This is a genomic window from Arthrobacter sp. NPDC055138 (genome assembly GCF_053607305.1).
Genome location: NZ_JBSGTH010000003.1, coordinates 47,263 through 72,388 on the forward strand (window position 1 = coordinate 47,263; position 25,126 = coordinate 72,388).

Annotated in this window: 24 protein-coding genes and 3 riboswitches; of the genes, 14 read left to right on the forward strand and 10 right to left on the reverse strand. The window is 68.2% G+C overall.

What is annotated here, in order from left to right; all coding sequences use genetic code 11:
• Positions 1-69: 69 nt before the first annotated feature.
• On the reverse strand, positions 70-654 hold the full coding sequence (locus ACWF5H_RS08395) for a TM2 domain-containing protein (protein ID WP_452036149.1): 585 nt from the start codon (positions 652-654) through the stop codon (positions 70-72).
• A 395-nt stretch (positions 655-1,049) separates the two neighbouring features.
• On the opposite strand from ACWF5H_RS08395, the gene groL reads away from it, so the two are divergent.
• Complete coding sequence (groL, locus tag ACWF5H_RS08400; RefSeq protein WP_364651905.1) at positions 1,050-2,678, forward strand: chaperonin GroEL; 1,629 nt, start codon at positions 1,050-1,052, stop codon at positions 2,676-2,678.
• A gap of 86 nt (positions 2,679-2,764) precedes the next feature.
• On the opposite strand, the gene ACWF5H_RS08405 is transcribed toward groL, so the two are convergent.
• Positions 2,765-3,688, reverse strand: coding sequence for a DUF4031 domain-containing protein (locus tag ACWF5H_RS08405; RefSeq protein WP_452036150.1), 924 nt, complete (start codon positions 3,686-3,688; stop codon positions 2,765-2,767).
• Positions 3,689-3,739: 51 nt separating this feature from the next.
• Here ACWF5H_RS08405 and ACWF5H_RS08410 point away from each other — a divergent pair, with 51 nt between their 5' ends.
• Positions 3,740-4,744: an RNase H family protein gene (locus tag ACWF5H_RS08410; protein ID WP_452036151.1), complete on the forward strand. Its 1,005-nt coding sequence runs from the start codon at positions 3,740-3,742 to the stop codon at positions 4,742-4,744.
• Between the two features lie 31 nt (positions 4,745-4,775).
• Here ACWF5H_RS08410 and ACWF5H_RS08415 read toward each other — a convergent pair whose 3' ends face one another.
• The 7 genes from ACWF5H_RS08415 to ACWF5H_RS08445 all read right to left on the reverse strand — a co-directional run bounded on the left by ACWF5H_RS08415 (position 4,776) and on the right by ACWF5H_RS08445 (position 12,966).
• Positions 4,776-5,066, reverse strand: coding sequence for a WXG100 family type VII secretion target (locus ACWF5H_RS08415; protein WP_127515210.1), 291 nt, complete (start codon positions 5,064-5,066; stop codon positions 4,776-4,778).
• Between the two features lie 118 nt (positions 5,067-5,184).
• Positions 5,185-6,582, reverse strand: coding sequence for a sensor histidine kinase (locus ACWF5H_RS08420; RefSeq protein WP_364651913.1), 1,398 nt, complete (start codon positions 6,580-6,582; stop codon positions 5,185-5,187).
• Between the two features lie 66 nt (positions 6,583-6,648).
• Positions 6,649-7,359: a response regulator transcription factor gene (locus tag ACWF5H_RS08425; RefSeq protein ID WP_452036153.1), complete on the reverse strand. Its 711-nt coding sequence runs from the start codon at positions 7,357-7,359 to the stop codon at positions 6,649-6,651.
• Between the two features lie 83 nt (positions 7,360-7,442).
• On the reverse strand, positions 7,443-8,270 hold the full coding sequence (locus tag ACWF5H_RS08430; RefSeq protein WP_452036154.1) for a methyltransferase domain-containing protein: 828 nt from the start codon (positions 8,268-8,270) through the stop codon (positions 7,443-7,445).
• A 110-nt stretch (positions 8,271-8,380) separates the two neighbouring features.
• Positions 8,381-10,036 carry a DNA repair helicase XPB gene (locus tag ACWF5H_RS08435; RefSeq protein ID WP_364651919.1) on the reverse strand — a complete coding sequence of 552 codons (1,656 nt, stop codon included), beginning with the start codon at positions 10,034-10,036 and terminating at the stop codon, positions 8,381-8,383.
• The gene (locus ACWF5H_RS08440) at positions 10,037-12,634 is read right to left on the reverse strand and encodes a helicase-associated domain-containing protein (protein ID WP_452036156.1); all 2,598 of its coding nucleotides are present in this window, start codon (positions 12,632-12,634) and stop codon (positions 10,037-10,039) included.
• Positions 12,635-12,711: 77 nt separating this feature from the next.
• A complete protein-coding gene (locus ACWF5H_RS08445) occupies positions 12,712-12,966 on the reverse strand; it encodes a hypothetical protein (RefSeq protein ID WP_452036158.1) in 255 nt (84 codons plus the stop codon).
• 231 nt (positions 12,967-13,197) lie between these two features.
• Here ACWF5H_RS08445 and ACWF5H_RS08450 point away from each other — a divergent pair, with 231 nt between their 5' ends.
• The 3 genes from ACWF5H_RS08450 to ACWF5H_RS08460 are packed head-to-tail and all read left to right on the forward strand — an operon-like array spanning position 13,198 to position 15,665.
• The gene (locus tag ACWF5H_RS08450) at positions 13,198-13,581 is read left to right on the forward strand and encodes a cold-shock protein (protein WP_136786865.1); all 384 of its coding nucleotides are present in this window, start codon (positions 13,198-13,200) and stop codon (positions 13,579-13,581) included.
• A 9-nt stretch (positions 13,582-13,590) separates the two neighbouring features.
• Complete coding sequence (locus ACWF5H_RS08455) at positions 13,591-14,352, forward strand: DUF3027 domain-containing protein (RefSeq protein ID WP_452036159.1); 762 nt, start codon at positions 13,591-13,593, stop codon at positions 14,350-14,352.
• Positions 14,353-14,399: 47 nt separating this feature from the next.
• Positions 14,400-15,665, forward strand: a complete 1,266-nt coding sequence (locus ACWF5H_RS08460) for an MFS transporter (RefSeq protein WP_364651928.1) — start codon at positions 14,400-14,402, stop codon at positions 15,663-15,665.
• A gap of 127 nt (positions 15,666-15,792) precedes the next feature.
• Here the strand turns inward: ACWF5H_RS08460 and serC are convergent, their stop codons facing one another.
• Positions 15,793-16,926 (reverse strand): phosphoserine transaminase, encoded by a 1,134-nt coding sequence (gene serC / locus ACWF5H_RS08465; protein WP_452036161.1) that lies wholly within the window; start codon positions 16,924-16,926, stop codon positions 15,793-15,795.
• Between the two features lie 249 nt (positions 16,927-17,175).
• On the opposite strand from serC, the gene ACWF5H_RS08470 reads away from it, so the two are divergent.
• From ACWF5H_RS08470 to fdhD, 9 genes are all read left to right on the forward strand, one after another.
• Entirely contained in the window at positions 17,176-17,871 is a 696-nt protein-coding gene (locus ACWF5H_RS08470) for a metal-dependent transcriptional regulator (RefSeq protein WP_452036162.1), read from the forward strand.
• 98 nt (positions 17,872-17,969) lie between these two features.
• Positions 17,970-18,184: riboswitch (cyclic di-AMP (ydaO/yuaA leader) on the forward strand.
• 4 nt (positions 18,185-18,188) lie between these two features.
• Entirely contained in the window at positions 18,189-18,959 is a 771-nt protein-coding gene (locus ACWF5H_RS08475; RefSeq protein WP_364651934.1) for a M23 family metallopeptidase, read from the forward strand.
• Between the two features lie 117 nt (positions 18,960-19,076).
• A riboswitch (cyclic di-AMP (ydaO/yuaA leader) is annotated at positions 19,077-19,250 on the forward strand.
• Positions 19,251-19,253: 3 nt separating this feature from the next.
• Positions 19,254-19,976 (forward strand): NlpC/P60 family protein, encoded by a 723-nt coding sequence (locus ACWF5H_RS08480; protein ID WP_452036164.1) that lies wholly within the window; start codon positions 19,254-19,256, stop codon positions 19,974-19,976.
• Between the two features lie 268 nt (positions 19,977-20,244).
• A riboswitch (cyclic di-AMP (ydaO/yuaA leader) is annotated at positions 20,245-20,419 on the forward strand.
• 4 nt (positions 20,420-20,423) lie between these two features.
• Positions 20,424-21,203: a C40 family peptidase gene (locus ACWF5H_RS08485; protein WP_452036166.1), complete on the forward strand. Its 780-nt coding sequence runs from the start codon at positions 20,424-20,426 to the stop codon at positions 21,201-21,203.
• 292 nt (positions 21,204-21,495) lie between these two features.
• The gene (locus ACWF5H_RS08490; protein WP_452036168.1) at positions 21,496-21,996 is read left to right on the forward strand and encodes an HNH endonuclease; all 501 of its coding nucleotides are present in this window, start codon (positions 21,496-21,498) and stop codon (positions 21,994-21,996) included.
• The gene (gene mobA / locus ACWF5H_RS08495; RefSeq protein ID WP_452036170.1) at positions 21,993-22,658 is read left to right on the forward strand and encodes a molybdenum cofactor guanylyltransferase; all 666 of its coding nucleotides are present in this window, start codon (positions 21,993-21,995) and stop codon (positions 22,656-22,658) included. Before ACWF5H_RS08490 ends, mobA begins: the two co-directional genes overlap by 4 nt.
• Positions 22,659-22,709: 51 nt before the next feature.
• The gene (locus tag ACWF5H_RS08500) at positions 22,710-22,988 is read left to right on the forward strand and encodes a DUF6457 domain-containing protein (protein WP_452036172.1); all 279 of its coding nucleotides are present in this window, start codon (positions 22,710-22,712) and stop codon (positions 22,986-22,988) included.
• Complete coding sequence (locus ACWF5H_RS08505) at positions 22,985-24,151, forward strand: molybdopterin molybdotransferase MoeA (RefSeq protein WP_452036174.1); 1,167 nt, start codon at positions 22,985-22,987, stop codon at positions 24,149-24,151. The genes ACWF5H_RS08500 and ACWF5H_RS08505 overlap by 4 nt, the downstream gene beginning before the upstream one ends.
• A gap of 90 nt (positions 24,152-24,241) precedes the next feature.
• On the forward strand, positions 24,242-25,126 hold the full coding sequence (gene fdhD / locus ACWF5H_RS08510) for a formate dehydrogenase accessory sulfurtransferase FdhD (protein ID WP_364651948.1): 885 nt from the start codon (positions 24,242-24,244) through the stop codon (positions 25,124-25,126).

Here is a 25,126-nt window from a genome sequence, read left to right on the forward strand (position 1 = left end):
CCGCGGTGGGCCCAACCGCGCCACGTAGTGGTCGCGCTGCGCCGTGGCATTGTTACGTTCGCGGACGGGCTACTCTTTCAGCGGCACGCCGCGGGCGTCGCGCTTGAACGGTTCCGCCCCGACTAGGATCATGATGCCTTCGATGAAGCCCCACACGGCGCCGACGCCGAAGGTCAGGAAAGTGACCACGATCTGCAGCACGCCAATGCCGACGTAGCCGAGGTAGAACCGGTGGATGCCCAGGCCGCCCAGCAGGATGCCCAGCAGGCCGCCGATCAGCCGCGACTTCTGCTCCGGGTAGTAGTATCCCTGCGGAGCTCCGTAATACTGCTGCTGGCCGTAGGGCTGACCAGGTTGGCCGTATTGACCCGGCTGGCCGTACTGCGGGCCGGGCTGGCCGTATTGACCCGGCTGGCCCGACTGGTCCGGCTGCTGCGCGTATGGCTGTCCGGAAGCGCCAAAGTGTGGCTGGCCGGGAGTGCCTTGCTGTTGACCCGGGGCGCGTTGTTCCGAGGCACCGTACGGCGGCTGGCCATTGGGCTGTCCGGCGGGGCCGCTGTACGGCGGCTGGCCGATCGGCCTCGTCGGGCTGGCTCCCGTTCCCAACGGTTCGGTGGGGTTGTTGGCGTTCTTCTCGTCGCCTGATTCAGTCATGGTTTCTCCGACCTTGCCCGTTGCCGGGCTGCTCACAGATGGTTTCTCTTACCAGCCAATCTACGCGCGAGGCCCCGGCCGCATCCATGGGGGTCCACCCTGATTGTTTGCCCGGGGTCGGTCAGGGTGATTCGCCCTCCGCGAAGTGGACCGATCGGGCCGCCCAACAGGTTGCACTCGACACCGTCGAGTGCTAATTATTGACTTAGCACTCTCGCGGGCCGACTGCTAAGAAGTCTCCGTGGGGGGTGAAACCCGCCACCTGATGTGAGGTGAGCGGCGCGGCGTACCGAAATCGCCGTCGTCGTAAGCCGTCCGTCGCGGGCACCGCAGGTGGCCAGCAGCCGTCAAAAGCTGCGTCCAGTGTCTATTGTCCAGAAGGGACGTAAGCCGCTATGGCAAAGATCATTGCATTTGACGAGGAGGCCCGCCGCGGCCTCGAGCGTGGACTAAACATCCTCGCCGACGCCGTAAAGGTAACCCTCGGCCCGCGTGGCCGCAACGTCGTACTCGAGAAGAAGTGGGGCGCTCCCACGATCACCAACGATGGTGTTTCCATCGCCAAGGAGATCGAGCTGGACGACCCGTACGAGAAGATCGGCGCAGAGCTGGTCAAGGAAGTTGCCAAGAAGACTGACGACGTCGCCGGTGACGGTACCACCACCGCGACCGTTCTGGCCCAGGCCCTGGTCAAGGAAGGCCTGCGCAACGTTGCTGCCGGCGCCGACCCGCTGAGCCTGAAGCGCGGCATCGAGAAGGCTGTTGACGCCGTCACCGCCGAGCTGATCGCTTCCGCCAAGGAAATCGAGACCAAGGAACAGATCGCCGCCACCGCGTCCATCTCCGCCGGAGATCCGCAGATCGGTGAGCTGATCGCCGAGGCACTGGACAAGGTCGGCAAGGAAGGCGTCGTCACCGTCGAGGAGTCCAACACCTTCGGCCTGGAGCTGGAGCTCACCGAAGGCATGCGCTTCGACAAGGGCTACCTGTCGGCTTACTTCGTCACCGACGCCGAGCGCCAGGAAACGGTCCTCGAGGATGCCTACATCCTGATCGTCAACTCCAAGATCTCCAACGTGAAGGACCTGGTTGGCATCCTGGAGAAGGTCATGCAGTCCGGCAAGCCGCTGCTGATCATCGCCGAGGACGTCGAGGCTGAGGCCCTGGCCACCCTGATCGTGAACAAGATGCGCGGCACCTTCAAGTCCGTGGCCGTGAAGGCTCCGGGCTTCGGCGACCGTCGCAAGGCCATGTTGGCCGACATCGCCATCCTGACCGGCGGCCAGGTCATCGCCGAAGAGGTCGGCCTGAAGCTGGAGAACGCCACCCTGGACCTGCTGGGCCAGGCCCGCAAGGTGGTTGTCACCAAGGACGAGACCACCATCGTCGAAGGTGCCGGCGAAGCCGACGCCATCGCCGGCCGCGTCAACCAGATCCGTGCCGAGATCGACAACTCCGATTCCGACTACGACCGCGAGAAGCTGCAGGAGCGCCTGGCCAAGCTGGCCGGCGGCGTGGCAGTCATCAAGGCCGGTGCCGCAACCGAGGTTGAGCTCAAGGAACGCAAGCACCGCATTGAGGACGCCGTCCGCAACGCGAAGGCTGCCGTTGAGGAAGGCATCGTCGCCGGTGGCGGCGTGGCCCTGATCCAGGCCGGCGCCAAGGCATTCGCCAACCTCAGCCTCGAGGGCGACGAAGCAACCGGCGCCAATATCGTCAAGGTTGCCATCGACGCTCCGCTGAAGCAGATCGCCCTCAACGCCGGCCTGGAGCCGGGCGTTGTGGCGGACAAGGTCCGTGGGCTGGGTGACGGCCACGGCCTGAACGCTGCCACCGGCGTGTACGAGGACCTGCTGGCTGCCGGTGTCAACGACCCGGTCAAGGTGACCCGCTCTGCCCTGCAGAACGCGGCCTCCATCGCCGGTCTGTTCCTGACCACCGAAGCCGTTGTCGCCGACAAGCCGGAGAAGGCCGCACCGGCCATGCCGGGCGGCGACGAGATGGGCGGCATGGGCGGCTTCTAAGCTTCCCAGCCACTACCTCGGCCTGGTCAACAGGCCACTGTTTACGCGAGGCGCGGTTCCCAGCACGGGAGCCGCGCCTTGCGGCTTTAACCCCGGTTCCCGCGCAGCCAGTCCGGGCCCTCAAGCTGCCAGGCGTCCAGCTCGGCGGTGAGGTTGCGCCGGGCACTCTCCAGCCACTTTTCCCGCGCCGCAGGTGTCCGGTACAGCGGGTCCAGGTCCAGCAGTCGGCGGACGACGGCGGTGCGTCCGGCGGTGAAGTCGGCGTCGGCCACGTGGGCATAGTCCTGGCGGACGGCCCGGACATAGCTGCGGTACTCCGCAGGCGTTCCGCCGAGTACGGCCAGATCGGCATCGCACAACAGCGCCCCGGATTCGTCTCGCGGGTCGGGGGAGTGGTCCGCCGTGAGCAGGACCAGCCGGGCCACCTCGGCCGTCTCGCCAGCACTGATGCCCGCGGCCGGCAGGCTGGCTGCGGCCAGTTCGGCGGACTCCCGTTCGTCCTGGCCGGCCTGGCCGTTGTAGACCGCATCGTGGAACCAGGCTGCCAGCCACACGGTGCGCTGCCGGGGCCCGGCGCCAACGGGCGGCGCGAGTTGACTCAGCGCTTCCAAGACCGCCAGCAGATGGCCGGGGCCGTGATAGTGGCGGTGCGGCTCCGTCCAGCGCTCCAGCAGGTCGCGGCCCAGATCCTCCTGCCCGGGCAGTAACTCGTTCCACCGCCGCAGCAGTACGCGGCGAAGTTTTTCCGGGCGCTGCCGGGCGGGAACCCGCAGCCCGCTGGCCTGCAGCCGGCGGGTCAGTTCGCCGCCGCTGACCTCCACTGCTCCCAACTCGACGAGCTCGCGGTAGCGGCTGACCGGTACGTCGTAATGGTCCCGGTCGAAGGCCCGCTCGCGGATCCCGGCGGCCGCGGCGAAGCGGTGCAGCTCGGCCAGCGAGCTGTCCGAGACAAGGTGTGAGAAGTGCGTGCCGTGGGCCGGCCAGAGCGGAGGATCGATAAGTATTGCCACCTGCCCAGCCTAGGGCCAGGATTGTCGGCCGGATCTGAAAAGATGGAAATCATGACTATCACTGCTGCCGCCGACGGCTCCGCCCTCGGCAACCCCGGACCGGCCGGCTGGGCTTGGTACATCGACGACACTGCCTGGGCCGCCGGCGGCTGGCCGCACGGCACCAACAACCAAGGCGAGCTGATGGCCGTGCTGGATCTGTTCCGGGCAACCGCGCACGTGTCCCAGGAGCACTTGCGCGTGCTGTGCGACAGCCAGTACGTGATCAACTGCGTGACCAAGTGGATGCCGGGCTGGAAACGGCGCGGCTGGAAGAAGGCCGACGGGAAACCGGTGCTGAACGTTGACCTGCTCAAGGACATCGACGCCGTGATCAAGGGGCGCAGCTACGAGTTCGAATGGGTCAAGGGCCACGCCGGACACCCGCTGAATGAGGCCGCCGACGAACGTGCCCGCGCCGTGGCGGTGGCCTTCCAGAACGGAACCGGCGCACCGGCGGGTCCGGGCTTCCCGGGCGGACCGGGCACCTCGGGCAGTGCGGTCCTGGGCGCTGGGTCGGCCGGCGCAGCCCGTGCCGCAACAAGTCCTGCGGGCCGCCCGGCGGCGGAGCCCCTTGCTGCCCGCAACGGGACACGTCACGCGGTGGCAATGACCCCCGAACCGGATCTGTTCTCCGAACTGGAAGACTTCGCCGGCGACGATGCGGCCGAGGTCTCGCCGGAAGAGCTGGTGGTGCGGTTGGAACAGCAACTGCTCAGCCCCGCGGTCCGCGCGGACTTCGGCCGGCTGGCTGTGCTGCTGCACCCTGACTTTGCCGAGATCGGCGAAGCAGGCCGGATGTGGACGCGGGACGCGATGATCAGCGAACTCCAGGAAAGTCCGGAGCTGGATGCCTCGCTGGAGGTCTTCGCCGTCGAACGGCTCGGCGAAGACAGCATCCTGCTGACCTACCGCAGTGTCCGCCGCGAGGGATCTGCCCTGCGCAGTTCGCTCTGGCTCCGGGACGGCCAGCAGTGGCGCCTGCGCTTCCACCAGGGCACGCCCGAACAGGGCTGAGCGGCGGCGCCCGCACCCGGCCGGACACTGCTCAGGCCAGGAACATCCGGGCGTTGGCTTCCTCCGCCTGCAGGTACTGCTGCGAGGCATGGGACAGCGCCGCGTTGATGCTGGCCAGGGATTCCTCCACCTTCAGCTGGGTGGCCCGCCAATCCGTCACGAGCTGCTGGAAGTTCGCAGCCGCCGCGCCGGTCCAGAGCGACTCCAACTCGCGCAGTCCGGACTGCATGGTGTTCACCTCCGCCTGCAGCCGCCCGATGGTGCCCTGCACCGCCATGCTCTTGGCGGCGAGAGCCTCGCTGTCTACTTGGAATACGGCCATGGTGTCCTCCGCTGCTGGTGTACCTACCCGACACCGTTCAGGCTAGGCAGCGGCGGAAGCAGCCGCGAGGCTCCGGCCGCCGGATGTGGATAACCGGAGGCGTCGGGAGCGTTGTGGATTAGCCCAGGTCGAAGGGCTCGTCCTCGTCCGCCTGCGGATGGTAGGGGATCCTGATGGACATGGTGGCGCCACCGCCCGGGGTTTCCGTCAGCCGGACCGTGCCGTCGTGCTGGGCCACCAGGGCCGCAACGATGGCCAGGCCCAAGCCTGTCCCGCCGGTTTCGCGATGGCGTGAGGTGTCCGCCCGGTAGAAGCGTTCGAACACCCGCGCCGCCTCGTCCTCGGAGATGCCCGGTCCATGGTCGCGGATCTCGAGGACGGAATCCAGCCGGTCATCGATCACCGGCTGGACGCCGACGGCGATCTCCAGCGGCGAGCCCTCGGGCGTGTAGCGCAGGGCGTTGGTGACCAGGTTGGCCACTACCTGGCGCAGCCGGGCCTCGTCGCCGAGGATAGGGGCCGGACGCGGCGAGCCGCCGTCAAGCCCCACCACGGTGATTGCACGGTCCGGCGCGCTGGCCCGCGCGTCCAAGGCGGCATCGTTGCCGAGCAAAAGGAGGTCCAGCTGCTTGGCTTCGAGGGGACGCTGTTCGTCCACCCGGGCCAGCGTCAGCAGGTCATCCACCAGTTGGCCCATGCGTTTGGCTTCGCTTTCGATTCGGCCCATCGCGGCGCCGACGTCTTCCGGCGACTGCAGCGCGCCGTGCCGGTACAGCTCCGAAAAGCCCCGGATGGTGACCAGCGGGGTGCGCAGCTCATGCGAGGCATCCTGGACGAATCGGCGCATCCGCTGTTCGGAAGCGGTACGGGATGCGAAGGCCGTTTCGATGTGGGCGAGCATGGCATTCAACGAACTGGCGAGCCGGCCGACCTCGGACGCGGGATTGACCACCTCGACGCGGCGTGAGAGGTCTCCGGCGGCAATGGCTGCGGCTGTTCTGTCCACCCGGCTCAAGGGCTGGAAGGACCGGGTCACCGCCAGCCAGGCGATGCCGATGGCCGCGACCGTCGACGAGACTCCGATCAGAAGCGTGCTCACCGAAACCTTGTTGAAGGTCTCGTTCACTTCGTTGTAGCTCACCGCAACTGCGACGGAGCCGGCACCATTTTGCAGCGGCGTCACCCACACCCGCCAGCCGTCGCTGTCCCGCTCGATCCCCGGAACGAAGAATCCTTTGCCTTCAACGGTGGCCGCCTCGTCCGGAGAAATGGCCGGCAGGTCCGGGCGGTCCTCGGGGTTGTTGGTATCGATGCTGATCTGGCCGTCGCGTGACAGCAAAGCGCCGTAGTACCGCTCTGACGGGTAGGGGTTTTGGGTGGGGTTGGTCGCCTCGCGGACCAGAAAGGAGGAGATAGCCTGGCGGTTCTTAATCAGGTCAGCGTCGAGCTGTTTCACCAGCGTGTCATGCAGCAGGGTCAGGGTGAGCACCGAAATGACCGTCAGGGTGGCCACCATGAGCACACCCATAATCAGGACAAGTTGCGACCGTAGGGATGCTGACCTCCAGCGTTCAACCATCGATCAGCGGCGGTCGGCCGTACGCAGCAGGTAGCCCACGCCGCGCTTGGTCTGGATCAGCGGCGGCGTTTCCGGATTCGTGTCGATTTTCCGCCGCAGGTAGGAGATGTAGGACTCGACGATGGAGGCGTCGCCGTTGAAGTCGTACTCCCAGACATGGTCCAGGATCTGCGCCTTGGACAGCACCCGGTTGGGGTTCAGCATCAGGTAGCGCAGCAACTTGAACTCGGTGGGGGAGAGGTCGATGACTTCGCCGCCGCGGCGGACTTCATGAGCGTCGTCGTCGAGCTCCAAGTCATCCACCGAGATGACAGCGTCGTCCTCCAGCAGAGGCCGGGTGCGGCGGAGCACGGCACGGATCCGGGCCACCACTTCGTCCAGGCTGAACGGCTTGGTCACGTAGTCGTCGCCGCCCACGGTCAGGCCGGTGACTTTGTCTTCGGTCTCGTCCCGGGCGGTCAGGAAGACCACCGGAAAATGCCGGCCGGAGGCCCTGAGCTTACGGGTCACGGTGAAACCGTCCATGTCCGGAAGCATGACGTCAAGCACAGCCAGATCGGGCATATGCTCTTCGGCAGCGTCCAAAGCTTCGCGGCCATTGGCGGCAGCAACTACCTCGAACCCGGCGAACCGAAGTGAAGTCGACAGCAGTTCCCGGATGTTCGGCTCGTCGTCGACGACCAGCAGTTTGGCTTCCGGCTCAGACTTTTTCACGTTCCCAGTGTGCTCCCGGTTTCTGGGAGTTTGCTGAATGGATGCTGCAGGCAATCATGACCTGTGCTGGGGACGGCACACGGTCAGCCGCGGCGGCTGAACAGTTCCACCGGGGCAAGCACACCCTGCCGGACTCCCGCCGCCAGGTTCCCGATCTTTAGCCTGGCGTCCGTACCCATATGCAGGTGCATGCCCAGCGGTGGAGCGCCGGAATCGGACATCTTGTCCTGGGTCCGCTGCAGGAACTCGACGGCGAAACCGTGCCGGTTGCGTTCGCCCTCCAGCCGGAAGCCGGCCGCCGTCAGGGCCGCAAGATATCCGGTCCGGTCTTCCAGGAAGGACGAAGCGGGCGTCGATGCCCAGGGCAGCGGGTACTGCGGAGCGTTCGCGGACATGGACATGATGTCGTAGAGAGCAAAGATGCCGCCCGGCTTCAGCACACGGTATATCTCGCGGAAGGCGCCCGCCTTGTCGGGAAGGTTCATGCCTACGTGCAGCATGGTCGCCGCATCGAAACTGCCGTCCTCGAACGGCAGCTCCAGGGCGCTGGCCACGCTGAACTGAACCAGCGCCTCCAACCCGGAGCGCCGGGTGAGTGATTCGGCCGTCCGCACTGACCCGGGCGTCAGATCCACACCGTGGACTGTGACTCCCAGATGGTGGGCCAGATAGCGGGCGGGCCCGCCAATCCCGCTGCCGACGTCCAGCACCCGCATGCCAGCCCGCAGGCCCGCCCCTTCGGCCACCGACTGCGTGGCGTCGGTGCCGCCGATGTGCAGTTGGTCCGCCGCCGCCAGCACGTCCGGGTCGATGTTGTCCGGATCATGGCCAAGCGCAGCCAGTCCGTCCAGGATGAGGGCCTCCAGGCCGGGGTGCTCATAGTGGGCGGCGACGTCGTCTTCGATGTCCATGGCAGCCTCCAACGGGTCAGGATGCCACGAGTGTACGCCCGCACTGACGCCGTCCGTCTGCCCGCGGCGAGCTGGAACACCGGCACTCCGCGGGGGAGACAGGGCGGAGGTTACCCCTGCACCACGTCCTTGGCGTCCTTGATGGTGTAGGCGTAGCCCTGTTCGGCCAGGAAACGCTGCCGCTTGGCGGCGAAGTCCTGGTCCAGCGTGTCCCGCGCCACCACGGTGTAGAACCGCGCGGACCGGCCGTCCGCCTTGGGCCGCAGCAACCGGCCCAGCCGCTGGGCTTCCTCCTGCCGGGAACCGAACGATCCGGAAACCTGGATGGCCACGGTGGCTTCGGGCAGGTCGATGGAGAAATTGGCCACCTTGGAGACAACCAGCGTCTGCAGCTCGCCGCGACGGAACGCGTCGAACAGCCGCTGCCGTTCCTTGACCGAGGTGCCGCCCTTGATCACCGGCGCATCCAGGTGCTCGGCGATCTCGTCCAGTTGGTCGATGTACTGCCCGATCACCAGCAGCTGTTCGCCCTCGTGCGCCTTCACCAGCGCATCCACCACCGGTGTCTTGGTCGGCGAGGTCGCGCACAGCCGGTACTTGTCGCCGTCGTCGGCCATGGCGTACGCCACCCGCTCGTCCCGCGGCAGATCCACCCGGACTTCCACGCAGTCGGCCGGAGCGATGTAACCCTGCGCTTCGATGTCCTTCCACGGGGCGTCGTAGCGTTTGGGCCCGATCAGCGAGAACACTTCGCCCTCGCGGCCGTCCTCGCGCACCAAGGTGGCGGTCAGCCCCAGCCGCCGCCGCGCCTGCAGGTCCGCCGTCATGCGGAACATCGGGGCCGGCAGCAGGTGCACCTCGTCGTAAATGATCAGGCCCCAGTCGTTGGCATCCAGCAGCTCAAGGTGTGGGTACAGTCCTCCGCGGCGCATGGTCAGCACCTGGTAGGTGGCGATGGTGACCGGCCGGATTTCCTTGACCGAGCCGGAGTATTCACCTACCTCCTCGGCGGTCAGCGAGGTCCGCCGGACCAACTCGTCTTTCCACTGCCGCGCGGAGACGGTGTTGGTGACCAGGATCAGTGTGGTGGTGGAACTGGTGGCCATGGCAGCCGCGCCCACCAGCGTCTTGCCGGCACCGCAGGGCAGCACCACCACGCCGGAACCGCCGGCCCAGAAGTTCTCCACGGCCAGCCGCTGGTACGGCCGCAACTGCCAGCCGCCCGGTTTCGCAGATTCGGCCAGCGCGATCGGATGCGGCCTGCCGTCGACGTAGCCGGCCAGGTCCTCCGCAGGCCAGCCGAGCTTGAGCAGCAGCTGCTTGAGCTGCCCGCGCTGCGAGGAGTGCACCACCGTGGTCTCACCGTCGATCCGCGGTCCCAGCAGCGGCTGGATCTTCTTGGCGTGCATGACTTCTTCGAGCACCGGGTAGTCGGTGGTGCGCAGCACCAGGCCATGCTGCGGGTCCTTCTCCAGCCGCAGCCGCCCGTACCGGGACATGGTCTCCTCGATGTCCACCAACAGCGCGTGCGGCACCGGAAAGCGCGAGTAGTTCAGCAGCGTGTCCAGCACCTGTTCGGCATCCAGCCCGGCGGCGCGGGCGTTCCAGAGTCCCAGCGGCGTGATCCGGTAGGAATGCATATGCTCCGGCGCCCGCTCCAGCTCCGCGAACGCTGCGATGGCATGTCGGGCCTCGTTCGCCTGCTCATGGTCCACCTCCAGCAGGATGGTCTTGTCGCTCTGGACGATCAAGGGTCCGTCGGCCATTCAGCTGCCCTCCAGTAGTTCAATGTCCATCACCCGGTGGATGGAGACGGTGCGCTCGCTGTCGCGGTCCGGATCGAACACCCGAAGCCTGCCGCCGCTGACGGACAGCGGCAGCATGACCTGCCGCCGGTGGTTGCCGTCCGGATCCACAATCCCGATCCGCACCCGCTGCTTCAACCGGATGGCGGTCCGCAGCGTCTCCAGCGTCAGCAGCGGCCCCGCCTCGGAGGCCGGACGGGTCGGGATCCCGGTGCTCCGCAGCGCGGCGAGTTGCGCGTCGGTCGCCTCGGCGCTGAGTTCCCATGGATTGTTTTTCACCGGGAACGACGACGGCGCCCGGCCGGCTTTCGCCGTCGCGGCACCGTCCGCCGGGGTGCCGTCCGCAGCGAAACCGCCGCCGCTGCCGCGCCCGCCGCCGGTGCCGGCCACACCGCCCAGCGCCACGCCGTCGTCGGCCTCCGGCGCCGGCGCGTAGCCATACTGGCGCAGCGCGGCGAGCAGATCGCGGGCCGCAGTTCGCGAAACCGCCACCGTGGGGGCCAGCCGGCGCAGGCCCAGGCGGCCGGTGCGCGGGTCGGCGAGCAGATCGGTCAGCGTGTTCTCGTCGTCGCTGCGCAGGAAGCTGGCGGCCGCACCGAGCCGCAGCGCACCGTGCCGGGACGCGGTGTCCTCCACCAGGTACTGCAGCGGCTGCGGCACGTCCGTGGCCGAGTGGCGGGTCAGGAAGCCGAGGATCCCGGCCGCGTCGCGCCCGGCGTCCAGCGCACGCCTGATGCTGTCCGCCGAGAACCGGTAGATGGCGGCCGGACCCTGGCCTTCGGCGGTGGACAGGAGGGACAGCACGGCGGCGATGTCCGGCGCCAGATAGCCGGGAGCCACCGCGGTCAGGTCCGCCTGCAGCACGAATTCGACCAGGGGTTCCGGCAGCTGATCGGCCAGCAGTTCGGCGGCGTCGGCAAGCCTGTCCTGCGCCAGTGCGCGTCCCAGTTCGGTCAGCGCGCCGGACCCCACCAGGCCCAAGCGTGCCGCCTCGGCGAGGATGCCCGGCACCAGCCGTTCAAACCGGCGCTGCTGCCGCGGCCGGCGCCAGACCAAGTAGCCGGTGACCGCTTCCGGGGAGGGAGCCGGGGTGCTGCCGGTGGCGTTGGCATCCGGTATGAGGTCCGTTTCAACGTCCGGGCCGCCGGGCCGGCCTGCGGAAGCCGCCGGCAGGCACAGTTCTTCCAGCGCCTCCAGCACTCGGCGCCGGACGGCCGGCGCATCGGGCCGGGACGCTTCGGCGGCCAGCGCATTAATGGCGGTGTCCGACGGCGTCCTGCCGCCCACCAGCGAGGGCGCGCGGTCCAGCTGCAGCCAGGCCGACACGAGCAGCAGCCACTGGTCCTGGCGCGCCAACGAGGCGAACATGGCGTCGGCGTGGACCACCCAGCGGGAGGTATCGACGTCCAGCACGAGCAGTCCGGCGGCGGCTGCCAGCTCCAACAGCCAGCTGGTTTCGTCCGCGTCGATCCGCAGGGCATCCGCCAGCCGCCGGACCTCGCGGACGCCCACACCGCCTGCGCGCAGCGTGGCAACCGGGCCGCGGTGGACCTGGTCCAGCAACTCGGACACCAGCCGCAGCGTCTCGGCCACGGCGGAGTAGGCCGCATTGTCGCGCAGTGAATTCCGGACCTGCACGGCAGCTGTTGCGGGCGGCAGGGTGTGCCACGGGTCGGCCACTGCACCGCCGCGGACCGCCAGGCCGACCGGCCAGGGGAGCTCCACGTGCGACGCGTCGATGGGCACCAGCAGCCCGTGCGCTGCCAGCCAGTCGATCGGTGACGTGGCTTCGCGGGGGCCGGTGCCGGCCAGCAGGTGCGGCAGCGCGCCGAGCGGGGAACGGCGGAACTTTCCGAGCAGTTCGTCGGTGTGCTCCGGTGCCCGCGCCATCAGCTCCGGCCAGGTCAGCGGGTCGGCCACCCAGCAGTCGAGGGCGGCGGCCGCCGTGCCGGCGTCTTCGTCCCCCTCAAGAAGAGGGAGCTCAGCCGGCAGCTCGTAGCCGGACTCGCGCAGCAGCCGCACCGCGTGAACCAGATGGTCCGCGGCCACCGTGCTGGCGGCGGCCAAGGCGGCATAACTGCGCCCCAGGCCGGCCGGGTACGGCCCGAGCGCTTCGGCCAAGCTGGCCACTGGAAGGTAGGCCGGGGGCAGCAGGAGGTCCCCGCCGTCGTCGGCTGTAGAGGCGCCTGCGTCATGTGAGGGCGGTTCCACGCGCACCAGCAGCGCGAGGTCCCGCAGGCGGTCCAGGTAAGAGTCCAGGTCCTGCCGGCCGGCTGTGCCCGCCGGCTGCAGCAGCAGGGGCCGCAGGGAGCGGGCGTCGGCGGCGCGGCCGGCATCAACATCGGTGCTCAGCACCACTGCCTCAAGCACTTCCAGCTCGGGCCGGGAGAGGTTCTCCAGCACCCGCTGAAGGCTGATCCGGGTGCAGGCCCGGGCGGCTAGCGCGGAAAAGTCCGGTACGGGCGGCAGGCAGAGGTCCGGCCGGGCGCTGAACAGCCGGCGCAATTCGGAGTCGCTGCGGGCGGCCAACTGGCCGGCCAGGGCACGGATGGATGACACCGGATTAACGTTACCCCGCACCGCTGCGGCCGACGCAGCCCGGGCCGACACGCCCTTCGCCGGCAGCCGTGGTGCCGCTAGCTGCTGCGGCGACGCCGGATGCTACCGGCCATCAGCAGCACCATCAGCACGAAGGCGATAGGGAAGCAGAACCATGCCAGACCCATGAAACCGGTCCACACCGGGGTGCCAGTCATGGCGGCGGCCAGAATGACGCCGAGGCTGCCCAGCCCTGCCAGCAGGAGGACGACGGCTGAAAAGACCAGCACGCGGTGCAGTGCACCCGACTCGGCGGGGCGGGGCGCATTCTGGGCGGGGACTGTTCCGGACATGGCACCAGATTAACTCCCGGCCGTGCCGCGGCCCAATCCTGCCCGCACGCCCGGAGCGGAAACGGCCGCGCGCCGGACTCCGCCGGCGGCGGAACAAGCTAATCTAGAGACAGACTTTCCCCGCCACGCCGCGGCCGCGCCTGTGGCCGGTGTACTGCTGGCGGGGCACATGGTAAGAACGCAGCAGCGGGCGGTACCGCCGCGACATTTAAGCAGAACGAGGTAAGCAAAGTGCCCATCGGCAAAGTCAAGTGGTTCGACACGGAAAAAGGCTTCGGTTTCCTGGCCAGCGAAGACGGCCAGGAAGTGTTCCTGCATGCTTCGGCGCTGCCGGCCGGCGTCAAGGACGTGAAGGCGGGCACCCGGATGGAGTACGGCATCGCCGACGGGCGCCGCGGTCCGTCCGCGCTGTCTGCCCGCATCCTCGACGCGGCTCCCTCGGTGGTGCGCGCAACGCGTAAGCCGGCCGAGGACATGGCCGTCATCACCGAAGACCTGATCAAGCTGCTGGATGGCATCTCCAACGGGCTGCGCAAGGGCCGCTACCCGGAACGCTCCCACGCCTCCAAGGTTGCTGCGGTGCTCCGCCGTGTGGCCGACGACCTGGATGCCTAAGCGGACTTGATGACTGAAAACCTGATCGACTCCGGCGCTGAAACTGCGCCCGTGGAGCAGCCCGTCGCCGGTGGGCCCGAGGCCGCGGCCGCGCCCCGGCGTCGGGCTGCGCGCCGCACGGCCAAGCTTGACCTAGTCTTGGCCGCCGCGGTGGACCGCGCACGGGAGGGCGTGCTGGAGATCGCCCCGGCCGAACAAATCGGTGAACACGCGGGCAGCTACGCCGACGGCGACCGCTTGGTCACCCACCGGTTCGAGGCGAAGCTGGCGGGCTACGCGGGCTGGCAGTGGTACTCCACGTTGGCTCGAGTCCCGCGCGGCAAGGAGGCTACGGTCTGCGAAGTGGGTCTCCTCCCGTCCGAGGGTTCGCTGCTGGCTCCCGAATGGGTGCCGTGGGCGGACCGGGTGCGCCCTGAAGAAGTGGCGGCTGCAGCCGAAGCAGAAGCGGCTGAGGCGGCTGAGGCGGCTGCGGCAACCGAGGCGCAGGACGGCGCAGAGGAGGCTCCTACACCGGACGCGGGAGATGTTCCTGCGGCTGAGAGCCAGGACGAGACCGCTGAAGTCGGTGCAGCCGTGGACGAAAACGCAGCGGACGAGGCGGCCCCGGCCAGCGCGGACGAAGACGCAGCGATAGCCGCCGAGACCGTGGACCAGGATGCAGCGGACGAGGCGGCCCCGGCCAGCGAGGCCGCCGATGCTTCGGCTGGCGAAGGCCAGACAGACGCAGCCGAAACCAACGCGACCAAGGATTTCACCCAAGCCACGTCCTGACATCCGATCGACGAGGCAGGTTCTGCAGCCGGAAGGGGCGGTAAAGCATGTTTCGTTCGCTGCGGCTGTTCAATTACCGGATCTGGTTTATCGGCGCGCTGATCTCCAACGTCGGCACATGGATGCAGCGAACCGCCCAGGACTGGCTGGTTTACGACATCCTCACCGAGCAGGACGCCGCTGCCATGGGCATAGTGATGGCGCTGCAGATGGGGCCGCAGCTGCTGATGGCCCCCTGGGCCGGGCTGGTCGCCGATCGGTTCGACCGGCAAAAGCTGCTGATGGCCACCCAGATCTCGATGGCCGTGCTGGGCCTGGCACTGGGCCTGATGGTGATGGCCGACGTGGCACAGCTGTGGCATGTGTACGCCTTCGCGCTGGCGCTGGGCATGGTGACGGCGGTGGATGCGCCGGCGCGGCAGACGTTCGTCTCGGACCTGGTCCGCGACGACTACCTGCCCAACGCGGTGGCGCTGAACAGCACCTCGTTCAACCTGGCCCGGATGATCGGTCCGGCCATTGCGGGCGTGCTGACCGTGGCCATCGGCCCGGGCCCGGTGTTCTTGATCAACTCCGCCACCTTCGCGGCAATGATCGCGGCGCTGCTGGCCATCCGAAGGCAGGAACTCCACCCACGGCAGAAGGTGGCCAAGGGTCGTGGCCAGATCATCGAGGGCTTCCGGTATGTGAAGGACCGGCCGGACCTGGTGGTAGTACTGGCCGCCATTTTCATCATCGGTACCTTCGGGCTGAATTTCTCCGTTTTCGTGGCGTCCATGGCGCGCACCGAATTCGGCGGCCATGCCGGTGACTTCGGCGTGCTCTCCTCAGTGATGGCAGTCGGTTCGGTCACCGGGGCGCTGCTCAGCGCGCGCCGGGACAGGCCTCGGTTGCGCTATATTTTCGGCGCCTCGGTGGCCTTCGGTGTTGCCTGTACGGCGGCGGGCCTGGCCCCGACGGTCTGGCTCTTCGGGCTGGCTCTGGTGCCGGTGGGGGCAGCGGCCATTACCATCATGACCAGTGCCAACGCGTATGTGCAGACCACCACCGAGCCGATGATGCGCGGACGCGTGATGTCCTTGTATATGGCCATCCTGATGGGCGGAACCCCCATCGGCGCTCCGCTGGTCGGCTTGGTGTCCAACAGCTTCGGCCCGCGCTGGGGCCTCGGGGTGGCAGCGCTGTCCGGGGTGGCCGCCGCCGCCGTCGGGATTTTGTGGGCCTGGCGCGCGCACCACATGCGGCTGCGCTTCGACCGTTCGGCCCGACGGAAGCTAAGCATCACCTATGGTGTGCCGGACCGGCAGGTCTGAGCCGGGGCCGGTCCGGACCCTAAGAAGGTTCGGACCAAAAGAATTCGGACCAAAGAATCGGACCCAAAGAATAAGGTCCGGCTCCCCGCGATCGGGAAGCCGGACCTTATTGATCTAGGTGCGGTACCTAGTCCTGCAGGCGCTCCACCACGTAGTCGATGCAGGCGAGCAGGGCGCTGACGTCTTCCGGATCGACGGCGACGAAGGTGGCGATGCGCAGCTGGTTGCGGCCAAGCTTGCGGTAGGGCTCCACATCCACCACGCCGTTGGCGCGCAGCACCTTGGCCACCGCTGCGGCATCAACCGACTCGTCGAAGTCGACGGTCGCGATGACGTTCGAGCGGTGTTCCGGGTTGACCACATACGGTGTCGCCAGCGCGGAGGCCTCGGCCCACTGGTACACCCGCCCGGCCGAATCGGCGGTGCGGCCGGAAGCGAAGTCCAGGCCGCCGTTGCCGTTCAGCCACTGAATCTGCGCATTGAGCGTCACCAGGGTGGCCAGCGCGGGCGTGTTGTAGGTCTGGTTCTTCAACGAATTGTCGATCGCGGTTTCCAAGTTGAGGAAGTCCGGAATCCAACGGCCGGTGGCACCGATCTTGGCCGCGCGTTCCAGCGCGGCGGGGGAGAAGACACCCAGCCACAGGCCGCCGTCGGACGCGAAGTTCTTCTGCGGTGCGAAGTAGTAGACGTCGCTCTGGGTGACGTCTACGGCCAGCCCACCGGCAGCGGAGGTGGCGTCAATGAGAACCAGGGCGCCGTCGTCGGTACCTTCCACTCGCTGCACCGGGGCGGCCACACCGGTGGACGTTTCATTCTGCGCCCAGGCGTACACGTCCACGCCGGCCTCTGCACGCGGCTCCGGCCGGGAACCGGGCTCTGCGGTGATGATGCTGGATTCGGCCAGGAACGGAGCCTTGTTGGTGGCCGCGGCGAACTTGGAGCTGAACTCGCCGAAGGAGAGGTGCTGTGCCTTCTGCTCGACCAGGCCGAATGAGGCGACATCCCAAAATGCCGTCGAGCCGCCGACGCCCAGGATGATCTCGTAGCCCGCGGGAGCCTTGAAGAACTCCTGGAGTCCCTCGCGGACGCTGCCCACCAGGTTTTTGACCGGAGCCTGTCGGTGCGACGTTCCCAGCAGGTTGCGGCCGGCAGCGACCAGCGCGTCGACCTGTTCCGGGCGGACCTTGGATGGGCCGGCGCCAAAACGCCCGTCCTTCGGAAGCAGGTCGGCGGGAATGCTGATGGACTGGGTATCGCTCATGAATACCTTTCCTGGCGTGGTGGCAGTGATCTCGATGGCAGTTCACCGTTGAACGCCCGTATCATTCTGCCCCAACGCCGGCAGACGCCGTTAGTCGGAACCGGCAATGTTGCGTGGCACCTCGGCGCGTCTACCGGCGGCGGAACTGCCGGTCGTGTAGGGAAAACAAGCTAGGCTGGAGAGGGGCCCCACCCTCATGCCTGCTGCTGGAGCAGCCCTTTTCACCGCGCGCCGAGGAGCAAGAACCAATTGACTGATCTCATCGACACCACCGAGATGTACCTGCGCACCATCCTCGAGCTCGAAGAAGAGAATATCGTCGCGCTGCGCGCCCGGATTGCCGAGCGGCTGCGTCATTCCGGCCCCACCGTCTCCCAGACGATCGGCCGGATGGAGCGGGACGGACTAGTGGTGGTCACCGGCGACAGGCATCTGGAACTGACCGAACTGGGCCGGCGCAAGGCGACAGAGGTCATGCGCAAGCACCGGTTGGCCGAGCGGTTGCTCTCCGACGTCATCGGCCTGGACTGGGCCTATGTCCATGACGAGGCCTGCCGCTGGGAACACGTGATGAGCGAGCGGGTGGAACAGCGGCTCTACGATCTGCTGGGCAAGCCGACGGTGTCCCCGTATGGCAACCCGATTCCGGGGCTGGAAGCGCTCGGCGGCCAGCCGGCCGAGGAAACCAACTACGGCCTGCTCAACCTGGCGCAGGCCATGGGCAGCTATACGCCGGACAAACAGGTCAGCATCATCCGGCTGGCGGAGCCGATCCAAGTGGAGCCGGAACTGCTGATCCAGCTCGAAGAGGGCGGATTGAAGCCCGGTGCCACATTGCAGTTGGAGACCGCGGGTGAGTACATTTCGGTGCGCGTCCCGGGCATCGAGGGCGCGCTGGAATTGCCTCCGGAAGTGGCCGCCCACATCTTTGTTTCGATGGAATGAAACGTTGCGCCGCGGAATCACGCGGCGCAGATAACGGATTTATTACTTCGGGGTAATTTTCCGTATAGTTGTCCCGGGCACCGAGACATCGGTCCCGCACCCTCCGCAAGCCGAACCCTGTCGGCGGGGGAGTGCATCCGTGAGACAGGGGCGGAGGACCCACCAAGCGGCAGTTTTGTTCGCTGCCTTGGGGTGAAGCCGCAGCGGGCAAAGCCTCGGTGAATCGTTCCACTGTTGCTCTGTGCGGTGCGGCCGAGTTTTCTCTTGACTCGAATCCGACAGCTAACTTCGCAGGCGCTTTGGGAGAGGTATAGATTTTGGCAGGACACAAAGCCTCGGGACGGCGCCGTTCAACCGCCCCGGTCGAGTACTCACGCCCGCGCGCAGCCGCAACAGCCGGCCGCCGTCGTGCCCAGCCGGCACCGTCGCCGGTAGCAGCGGCCGCCCGCGACGTCGGCCATAAGACAGCGATTGTCGCCGCCGCCTCCGGCATGGTGCTGACCGTAATGCTTCCAACGACGGCCGGCGCCACGGCCGACGCCCCGCAGGAAGCAGTGGCAACCAGCAGCATCTCTGCGGCCACGGAAGCGCGCCTGACATTTGAACGGGCCGGGCTGACCAGCAAGTTCGACCCGGACACCAAGCTGAAGCAGGTCATGGTCGCCTCCGGCGGTAAGGCCAAGGCGATTGGCAGCGAAGGATCCCTCTCGCAGCCGATGGACGAGCTGATCAAGACCTCGCCGTTCGGCTACCGGGTCAGCCCCATCACCGGTTACGCCGGAGAACTGCACACCGGCCAGGACTACGGAGCCCCCTGCGGCACGCCCGTCGCAGCCGCGGCCGGCGGCACCGTCGTCGAGGCCGGGTTTCAGGTTGGCGGCGGCGGCAACCGGATTGTGGTGGACCACGGCAACGGCCTGGAGACCACATACAACCACCTGAGCACCATCGACACGGCGGTTGGCGCAGCCGTGGCCCGCGGCGAGGTATTGGGCGAAAGCGGTACCACCGGAGCATCAACCGGCTGCCACCTACACTTCGAAGTCATGGTCAACGGCAAGCTGGTGGACCCCACCGGCTGGCTCTGACTGACACGCCGTAACCGGAATGTGACTCAGACGCCAAACTGTTATAAGGTTTCACCTGTGCCTGGCATCAACTGCCAGGCACCTTCGGGCGGAATGCCGAATTCTGCCGTCGCCCGAAGTTCGTTCGCACCGAATCGCATGGCAGAAGCGGGGGAACCACTTCCCGGATATCGCAGGATGTCCTTGGGGTAAAGCCGATCAGGACCGGGCCACCAGCCCGGAAACCGACCGGCCGGATGAACTCCCATCCGAACCCGACAGCTCACCTCGCAGGCATTTGGGAGAGGTACAACCGTGTCCAAGAGCATTACTGCGGGCCGCCACCGTGCGACCCCTGTCCGCACCAGCCCGCTTGAGACTATTTCCAAGGCTGTTTCCGCAAACGCCGGAACTGTTGGACGCCAAGGTGCCGTGATCGCCGCCGCTACCGGCCTGGTCCTGACCGCTGCCATTCCGGCACAGGCCGTCAGTGCCGAACGTAGCGTCGATGCCCCGGCCCGCGTGCAGGTGGAAGCCGTGCAGGCTTCCGCGGCCGTGAAGCTGACCTTCGAACGCGCCGGGGTCACTTCCACGCCGGCACCGGAGACAGCTGTCCAGGCTGTATCTAACGAGATCAACCCGACCGCCGGCGACGACGCCGCATCGGACAAGGGTAAGTCCACCAAGAAGGCCGGCGAAGCCTCCGCCAGCGGAGCGGCCGCGGCCATCGTCGCCGCAGCCTACGGCCAGATCGGTGTGGCCCAGGACTGTACTGCGCTGGTCGAGAACGCACTGCGCGCAGCCGGCTACGCGGTCGGCGACCTCGCCCCGGCACAGTTCTTTGCCTACGGCACACAGGTTTCCACGCCGCAGCCGGGCGACATCATCTACTACGCCAACGGCGGCGCCGGCGTGGCCCACGTGGCCATCTACGTTGGCAACGGACAGGCGGTCCACGGTGGTTGGGCCGGCTACAGCACCGTGCTGGGCAGCGCCTACATCGGCTCCGGCCCGGTGTTCATCCGTCCGGCCGGCTAGAGCCTTCCTGACGCTTTCCCTCTTCTCTAGGGGTTGTATCGCGGCGCGCCTTTCGGGGCGCGCCGTCGGTCATTAAGGGCCCAGCACGACGGCGGAATTCGGCGTTGGTGGGCCCGTTTCGGTGCGCGCCGGGCAACCTCCGTAACCTAAAGATCACCGTTCCGTGATCAGAACGTGACAATGGTCCTCGGATCGTATACGCTCTAACGCGTGCCAGCTGTCAGACGGCTGGGACCTCCGGGTGGATTGCCGAGCTCTGCCACCAGCCGGAGTTCGTTCGCAAAACTTCGCGGGCAGAGGCGGGGGAACCAAATTCGGGTTCCGTACAGGAACCCTTGGGGTTAAGTCGTCAGGACTCTCAGGCTTTTGCCGGGGAGGACTACGGCCGGGTGCACTCCCATCCGAATCCGACAGCTCACCTCGCAGGCATTGGGAGAGGCCTTTAACGTGTTCAATAACACCGCTACGGGGCGCCACCGCGCCGTTTCCGTCCGCACTAACCCGCTGGAGACGATTTCCAAAGCCGTCTCATCCAATGCCGGATCCATGGGGCGCTCTGCAGCCGTTATCGCTGCTGCCTCCGGATTGGCCCTGACCGCAGGCATCCCCGCGCAGTCAGCCACGATCGAACGCACCGCATCCACCGTGTCCGTCCCCAGCCGCGTGCAGGTGGACACTGTGCAGGCTTCCAACGCCGTGCAGTTGACCTTCTCGCGCCCCGACATCAAGTCCACTCCGGCGCCCAAGCCGGAGCCGGTCGTCGAAACCGTGGCCCAGGAAGTGGCACCGGTTGCCGAGGAGGCTGCCGACGCAGCACGGGGCGCCGTCCAGAAGGCCGCCCCGGCCGCCGCTGCCAAGCCCGCGGCGGCCCCCGCCAAGGAAGCCGCCACTGCCTCCGCCAGCGGCGTTGCCTCCACCCTGGTCTCTTCCGCCTACGGCCAGATCGGCATTTCGCAGGACTGCACCGCCATGGTGGAGAAGGCCCTGCGCGCCGCCGGCAAGTCGGTGGGCGACCTCGCCCCGGCGCAGTTCCTCAGCTACGGCACACAGGTTTCCACCCCGCAGCCGGGTGACCTGCTTTACTACTCCGACGGTGGCGCCGGCGTTGCGCACATCGCCATCTACGTGGGCAACGGCCAGGCCGTCCACGGCGGCTGGACCGGTTACACCACCGCGCTGGCCAGCGCCGACGTCGGATCGGGCTACGTAGCCATCCGCGTCAACTAGGCTTCGTCCTTTCCGGTCCACTGGACCGTCCGCCGGCCCCGGTCCACGCCCAGCGTGCACCGGGGCCGGCGGCGTTTTCGGACCGAACGGCAGCCTTCCGGCCGGCTCCACCGGCGGCCGGGAAACAGCCGGTGAACATCCGGCGCTCTGCTCCCATGCGGCCCACCGGCCGCGAAAAAAGTTAGCGCAGAACGTACCGGCCGTCATACTCTTTGACTGTTAGTGCAGAAAATCCAGTCCCATGACCGGAACTGAGGCGCCGGTCGGGTAGGCCACTCCTAGAGGAATGTGCATGCGCACACTCGTTCTGAATGCCGGATACGAACCGCTGGCGGTCGTTACCTTCCGCCGGGCGCTGCTGCTTGTGCTCACCGGCAAGGCCAGCGTGATCGCCGAGGACGGCGATCCCGTTGTCGGGCCGAACGATATCCTGGGCCGTCCCTCGGTGATCCTGCTTAACCGGTACATTAAGATCCCGTACAACCAGGACACCGCCGTGACCCGCCGCGGAGTGCTGCGCCGCGACAACCACCTCTGCGCGTATTGCGGCAAGACGGCCACCACAGTGGACCACGTCAGGCCGAGGTCGCGCGGAGGAGAGGACAGTTGGGAGAATCTGGTGGCCTGCTGCCTGCGCTGCAACAACGCCAAGGGCGACCGCACCCTCGCGTACATGGGCTGGAGCCTGCGGTTCACGCCCCGTCCGCCCAGCGGCGCCCGCTGGCGCATCCGTGACCTGGACCGGCCCGCCCCGGCCTGGAGCCAGTTCCTCGACACCCATACCGCCGCGTGACGGCTGCCGATGTCGACGCCGTCGTGCTGGCCGGCGGCCGCTCCTCGCGGTTGGGCGGGAGCCCCAAGGCCTTGCTGCAACTCGACGGGTCCACGCTGCTGCGCCGCACGCTGGAGGCAGTCCGCGGCTCCCGGCGGATCGCCGTCGTCGGGCCGGATGAGCTGCTGGCGGAAGTGGACGCTTTCCGCCGGTCGGTGGTCGGCGGAGCGCCCCGCCTCCTGCTGACCCGGGAAGACCCGCCGTTCTCCGGTCCGGCCGCGGGCATCGCGGCCGGGATCCACGCCCTGGCGGCCGATGACGACGGCGGTGCCCCGCGCCGGGCGCCGTACACCCTGCTCTTTGCCTGCGACATGCCGCTGCTGGCCGGGCTGCCCGAACTGCTGCTGCGCGGTGCCGCCCGCGCTCCGGAGGCCAAGCTCTGGATCCCGGTGGATGCGGACGGCAAACGGCAACAGCTGGCGTGCTGTGCGGACAGCGCGGCCCTGGCGGCGGCGGTGCAGCAGGCCGGGGGAGCGCCAGGGCTGGCCGGCCAGCCTGTCCGGCGGCTGCTCGCCGACCTGCCGGCGGTAGAACTCCAGCTGGAGCGGGCCGGGCTGCACACCTCGGACGTCGACACCTGGCAGGACGCGGACCGCTTTGGCATTGCCCCGCCCGCGCCGTAGCCTGAAACAAACGTCGTAGTTGCCCGCGTACCGGGCGGATCGGAGGCCATTGTGTCCGGAGCGGCCGAACAGCTCTCCCCGTATGTCAGCGAACTGCTGAAGGCGCTGGAACTCGAGGACATGCCGGTGGACATCGACGCCGTGCTGGGGCTGGCCGGCGTGGCCGCGCACAGCGTGGTTCGTCCCGCCGCGCCGCTGACCACCTTCGTGGTGGGCTACGCCGCCGGCTTCGCGGCCGCCACCGGGCAGGCCACACCGGAGGTGGCCATGCGCGCTGCTTCCCGCGTGGCCGACGAAGTTGCGCGCCGCCACGGCGCAGTACAGGAGTGAGCTCCGGTCTTCGCTGGGAAGACGCCCGGGCCGCCGCCTGGGCGGCCGGCCAGGCGGCAGCGCTCCGGCCGGCCGCCCAGGTGGAACTGGCAGCCTGCGCCGGCCGCACGTTGGCCGCCGACCTGCCGGCGCTGCTGCCGGTGCCGCACTACGCCTCGTCCGCCATGGACGGCTGGGCCATCGCCGGTACCGGGCCGTGGCAGTTGGTGCCGGCCGGCACCCCGCTGCGGCCGGGCCAGGCCGCCCCGGTGGTCACCGGTGGCCTGATCCCCGACGGTACGGACGGCGTGCTGCGCAGCGAATGCGGGACCGCGGCAGCCCAGTGGCTTGAGCTGTGCCCGGGGACCGAGGAACGGGAATTGGCAGCCGGGCGCCACATCCGTCCGGCCGGCGAGGAGACCGCAGCCGGCGCCGTCGTGGTGGCCGCCGGGACAGTGCTGACCCCGGCGCATCTGGCCGTCGCCGCGGTCTGTGGCCATGATGCGCTTCCCGTTGCAGCGGTCCCGCGGGTGGCGCTGCTGCTCACCGGCGACGAGGTGGTTACCTCCGGGATCCCCGTACCGGGCCGGGTCCGCGATACCTTCGGCCCCACCCTGCCGGCCATCATCGCCCGGTTCGGCGGCGAAGTCGGCGGGAGCCGGCGGCTGCCCGACGACTTCGCAACCACGGCGGAGGCCATCGCCGGCTGCGGCGGCGACGTGGTGGTCACCACCGGCGGGACCGGCACGTCCGACGCCGACCATCTGCGCCGGGTGCTGGACGCCGCCGGCGCCACCATCCTGGTCCCGTCCATCCGGATGCGCCCGGGGCACCCGGCACTGTTGGCCCGGCTAACCGACGGGCGCCCGCTGGTGGGCCTGCCCGGGAACCCGCTGGCGGCGATGATGGCGTTGCTGACCCTGGCGGACCCGCTGCTGGCGGGGATGACTGGCCGCGCGCCGGCACCGCTGCACACCGTCCGCGCCGGAACGGCCCTGCGCCCGATCCACGACCAGGACCGGCTGGTGCCGTACGGAACGGCTCCCGACGGCGGCGCCGTTCCCGCGGACCACATCGGTTCGGCCATGATGCGCGGACTGGCGGCCGCCGACGGCGTGATGGTGGTGCCGGCCGCCGGTGCCGACCCCGGCCAGCAGTTGCCGGCCCTCGACCTGCCCTGGTGATCCGGCGCCGGTGGTCCGGGTCCTCCCGTCTCCGGCGGCCACGGCGCGAGGCGTGGCTTACCCTTAGAACAGGCAGTAGAGGAGAAGTGCATGGGCCGCTTGACGCAGCGCCGTAAGGTGCTCAAACTCAGTCTCGACGCGCCGCCGCGCCGCCGCGAGGACGTGATGGCGGTGGAAGAGCCGCTGGAGATCCGGCTGGCGGGCCGCGCGTTCTCCATCACCATGCGCACGCCGGGCGATGACTTCGACCTGGTGGCCGGCTTCCTGGTCTCCGAGGGCATCGTCTGGTCGCCCGAACAGCTGCTCTCCCTGCGCTTCTGTGCCGGCGAGGACGAGAACGGCCGGCAGACCTTCAACGTGGTGGAGGCACAGCTGGCCCCCGGCGTGGCACTGCCGGATCCGCGGCTGGACCGCCAGGTGGTCACCAGCAGCGCGTGCGGCATCTGCGGCACCGCGTCGATTGACGCGGTGACCAAGCGCTCCCGCTTCGCGCTGCATGATCACGACGGCGGGGCCGCCCAGGGCACGGACGGCACCGACGGCGCGGGCGGCGTGGCGCTGGACATCCTGCTGCAGCTGCCGGACCGGCTGCGCGAGCAGCAACAGGTCTTCGAGCGCACCGGCGGCGTGCACGCGGCCGGCCTGTTCAGCTTCGAGGGCGAATTGCTCTGCCTGCGCGAGGACGTGGGACGGCACAACGCGGTAGACAAGGTGGTGGGCTGGGCCCTGCGCGAGGGCAGGCTGCCGCTGCGGGACACGGTACTGCAGGTCTCCGGGCGGGCGTCCTTCGAGCTGGTGCAGAAGGCCCATCTGGCGGGCATCCCCGCCCTGTCGGCCGTCAGCGCGCCGTCCTCGCTCGCCGTCGAACTGGCGGACAAAGTTGGCTTGACACTGGCCGGTTTCAGTCGCGGCCGCAGCATCAATGTGTACACACACCCGGCGCGGATTGGCACCGCCGTCGGCCATTTGGTGTGA

Bases quoted from the DNA above. Each gene is read 5' to 3' on its own strand.
- ACWF5H_RS08490 (WP_452036168.1), top strand. From the start codon at position 21,496: ATGCGCACACTCGTTCTGAATGCCGGATACGAACCGCTGGCGGTCGTT.
- fdhD (WP_364651948.1), top strand. From the start codon at position 24,242: ATGGGCCGCTTGACGCAGCGCCGTAAGGTGCTCAAACTCAGTCTCGAC.
- ACWF5H_RS08455 (WP_452036159.1), top strand. From the start codon at position 13,591: ATGACTGAAAACCTGATCGACTCCGGCGCTGAAACTGCGCCCGTGGAG.
- ACWF5H_RS08410 (WP_452036151.1), top strand. From the start codon at position 3,740: ATGACTATCACTGCTGCCGCCGACGGCTCCGCCCTCGGCAACCCCGGA.
- ACWF5H_RS08430 (WP_452036154.1), bottom strand. From the start codon at position 8,270: ATGGACATCGAAGACGACGTCGCCGCCCACTATGAGCACCCCGGCCTG.
- ACWF5H_RS08420 (WP_364651913.1), bottom strand. From the start codon at position 6,582: ATGGTGGCCACCCTGACGGTCATTTCGGTGCTCACCCTGACCCTGCTG.
- ACWF5H_RS08460 (WP_364651928.1), top strand. From the start codon at position 14,400: ATGTTTCGTTCGCTGCGGCTGTTCAATTACCGGATCTGGTTTATCGGC.
- ACWF5H_RS08435 (WP_364651919.1), bottom strand. From the start codon at position 10,036: ATGGCCGACGGACCCTTGATCGTCCAGAGCGACAAGACCATCCTGCTG.
- ACWF5H_RS08415 (WP_127515210.1), bottom strand. From the start codon at position 5,066: ATGGCCGTATTCCAAGTAGACAGCGAGGCTCTCGCCGCCAAGAGCATG.
- serC (WP_452036161.1), bottom strand. From the start codon at position 16,926: ATGAGCGATACCCAGTCCATCAGCATTCCCGCCGACCTGCTTCCGAAG.
- groL (WP_364651905.1), top strand. From the start codon at position 1,050: ATGGCAAAGATCATTGCATTTGACGAGGAGGCCCGCCGCGGCCTCGAG.
- ACWF5H_RS08445 (WP_452036158.1), bottom strand. From the start codon at position 12,966: ATGTCCGGAACAGTCCCCGCCCAGAATGCGCCCCGCCCCGCCGAGTCG.
- ACWF5H_RS08395 (WP_452036149.1), bottom strand. From the start codon at position 654: ATGACTGAATCAGGCGACGAGAAGAACGCCAACAACCCCACCGAACCG.